The sequence below is a fragment of the Protofrankia coriariae genome, assembly GCF_001017755.1.
Classification (GTDB): domain Bacteria; phylum Actinomycetota; class Actinomycetes; order Frankiales; family Frankiaceae; genus Protofrankia; species Protofrankia coriariae.
In genome coordinates this window covers 16,656-19,129 of the sequence record NZ_JWIO01000054.1, presented here as the reverse complement: position 1 = coordinate 19,129, position 2,474 = coordinate 16,656, and the positions used below count along the sequence as shown (strand labels likewise).

Annotated in this window: 3 protein-coding genes; all 3 read left to right on the top strand. The window is 70.9% G+C overall.

What is annotated here, in order from left to right; translation table 11 throughout:
- On the top strand, positions 1-1,004 hold a 1,004-nt coding region (locus tag FrCorBMG51_RS21945), incomplete at its 5' end, for an amidohydrolase family protein (RefSeq protein WP_086055616.1).
- Positions 1,001-1,798: an NADPH-dependent oxidoreductase gene (locus FrCorBMG51_RS21940; RefSeq protein WP_047224911.1), complete on the top strand. Its 798-nt coding sequence runs from the start codon at positions 1,001-1,003 to the stop codon at positions 1,796-1,798. The genes FrCorBMG51_RS21945 and FrCorBMG51_RS21940, both read left to right, overlap by 4 nt.
- 351 nt (positions 1,799-2,149) lie before the next feature.
- Entirely contained in the window at positions 2,150-2,365 is a 216-nt protein-coding gene (locus tag FrCorBMG51_RS21935; RefSeq protein ID WP_047224910.1) for an antitoxin, read from the top strand.
- The last annotated feature ends 109 nt before the right edge of the window (positions 2,366-2,474 follow it).

Genomic DNA, 2,474 nt, shown 5'->3' with positions numbered 1-2,474 from the left:
GCCGCCGGCACGGCGGCGGGCTGGACGCGATGACGTCCCTGGACGAGGCCACGGTCCTCGACATCCACACCCACTGGCAACCGACCGGCTGGACGGGCTGGAGCAACGCGACCTGGCTGGCCCCGGGGGAACCCGACCCCCGCGAGGACCTCGCCGGTCTCGCGGCCGAGAGCAGAGATGCCGGGGTCGACCTGCGCGCGCTCAGCGCGCCGCTCGAGTCGCTGTTCGGCCCGGACGGGGACGTCGAACCGGCGCGCGTGAACGCGGTGAACGAGTACCTCGCCGAGCGTCTGGATCCGCATGACCGGTTCCTCGGGCTGGCCACTGTCGACGCCTACGCCGGCGAGGCCGGAGCCGAGCAGGCGCGGTACGCGATCGAGGAGCTGGGGCTGCACGGCCTGGTGCTGGACTCCTCCCGCTACGGGAAGTTCCCTGGCTCTCCCGAGGCGTTCCCGGCCCTGGAGCTGGCCGCGCGGCTTGGCGTGCCGGTGTTCGTGCATCCCGTCCAGTCCCCGCGGGCCGAGGTGCTGCGCCAGGCCGCGGGATGGCCCGGCAACTCGGCCGGACGCGGTCTGGAGAACGGGGTGGCCTTCCTGTCCGCGCTGCACGCGGATCTGCCCACCCGGCTTCCCGACCTGCACCTGGTGTTCACCGCGCTCGGGCACGGCGCGCTGTTGTACGCCGTCGACGAGCTGGCCGAGCACTGTCGGCGGCTCGGCGACGGCAGTGCCGGGGCGAACATCTACTTCGACACGATGCGGTTCAGCGCCCCGCTGCTGGCCTATTTCGGCGCGGTCCTCGGCGCCGAACGGATCATCATCGGCAGCGACTGGCCGATCCACCGCGACGCGGCGCAGCCGCGCATCGACGACACGCTGGCCGCGGCCGGGTTCGACGCCCGGGAGCAGGAGCTGATCCGGATCGGCAACGCCCGGCGACTGTTCCAGCTCCGCGGCGCCCGGCATGCCGTGAGCCCTCAAGCCACCGTGGGAGGACAGGAATGACCGTCACCGCTCGCTACGCGGATCCGGAGGCGACACTGGGCGTCGCCAACGAGGTGATCGCGCTACAGCTCGCGCACCGGTCGGTGCGCAGCTTCACGCCCCGGCCGGTCACCGAGGACGAACTGGCCGCGCTGGTCGCGGCCGCCCAGTCCGCGTCGACCTCGTCCAACCTGCAGGCATGGAGTGTGGTCGCCGTACGGGACCCGCAGCGCAGGGCCCGGCTCGCGGCACTGGCGAGAAATCAGCGGTTCATCAACGAGGCGCCGCTGTTCCTGGTCTGGATCGTCGACCTGAGCCGGGCCCGTAGGCTTGCCGACCGCGCGGGCACGACACTGGACGCCACCGACTACCTGGAGTCGACGATCGTCGGCTTTGTCGACGTCGCCTTCGCGGCGCAGAACGCCGTTGTCGCGGCCGAGTCGCTCGGCCTGGGCACGGTGTTCGTCGGGGCGATCCGTAACCATCCCGAGGACGTCGCGGCCGAACTGGGCCTGCCGCCGCACGCGGTGGCGGCGTTCGGGCTCGCGGTCGGCACACCCGACCCGGCCGAGCATGCCGGGATCAAACCGCGGCTGCCGCGGGCCGCCGTCCTGCACCACGAGCGGTACGATGCCGCAGCCTCCGACCTGCACATCCCCGTCTACGACAGGCGGCTGGGCGAGTACAACGCCCGGTACGGGCTGCCCGGTGCCTGGAGCGATCGTGTGCTGGAACGGCTGGCGGGCCCGCGGTCGCTCTCCGGCCGGGACCGGCTGCGCGCGGCGCTGGAGCGCCTCGGCCTGCCCTCCCGCTGACCGGATGACGACGAGCCCGCGCGTTGACCACCACCCACGCTGATCGCCCCGCGCACGGGCAACCGTGCTCGATCAGCCGCGCGAACCCACCGAGTCGGCGATGCCCGTACCGGTGCGGTTGGGGCATCGGCCCGTTTCCCGTAGGAAGCGGCCTCGCCCGGCTGTGGTGAAACGGCCTGCCGGCCGGACCGTTCGGGTCAACGTGGCTCCAGTAGCTTCTCTTGTCCATCCGACACCGCGGGCGGCCACGGGCCCGGGCTACCGGGCGCTCTGCGCGGGCCGGGTACCTGGTCGTGTGGGACGATACTCCTGGTCCTGAGGATGTGACTGAAAAAGAAGAGGGGGCGGCTCATGTCCGACAAGCCGACCAACCAGGACAATCTGCAGGATATTCGGGAAAAGGCCGAAAAAATCGCCGAAACTCACGGCAACAAGATCGCCGAAGGGCTGGAGAAGGCCGGCGACCTCATCGACGAGAAAACCGGCGGCAAGCACGGCGAGAAAATCGACACCGGCGTCGACAAGGCCCAGGACTTCGTCAGAAAACTCGGCGACAGGAACAACTGAGTGTCGGGGCGGCTGGCACTCCCACCCAGCCGGTCGCCCCACCTACCCGACGTCGGGCCCACAACGAACACAACACCGAGCCATTCATACCCCACCGGGCTCGGCGGGT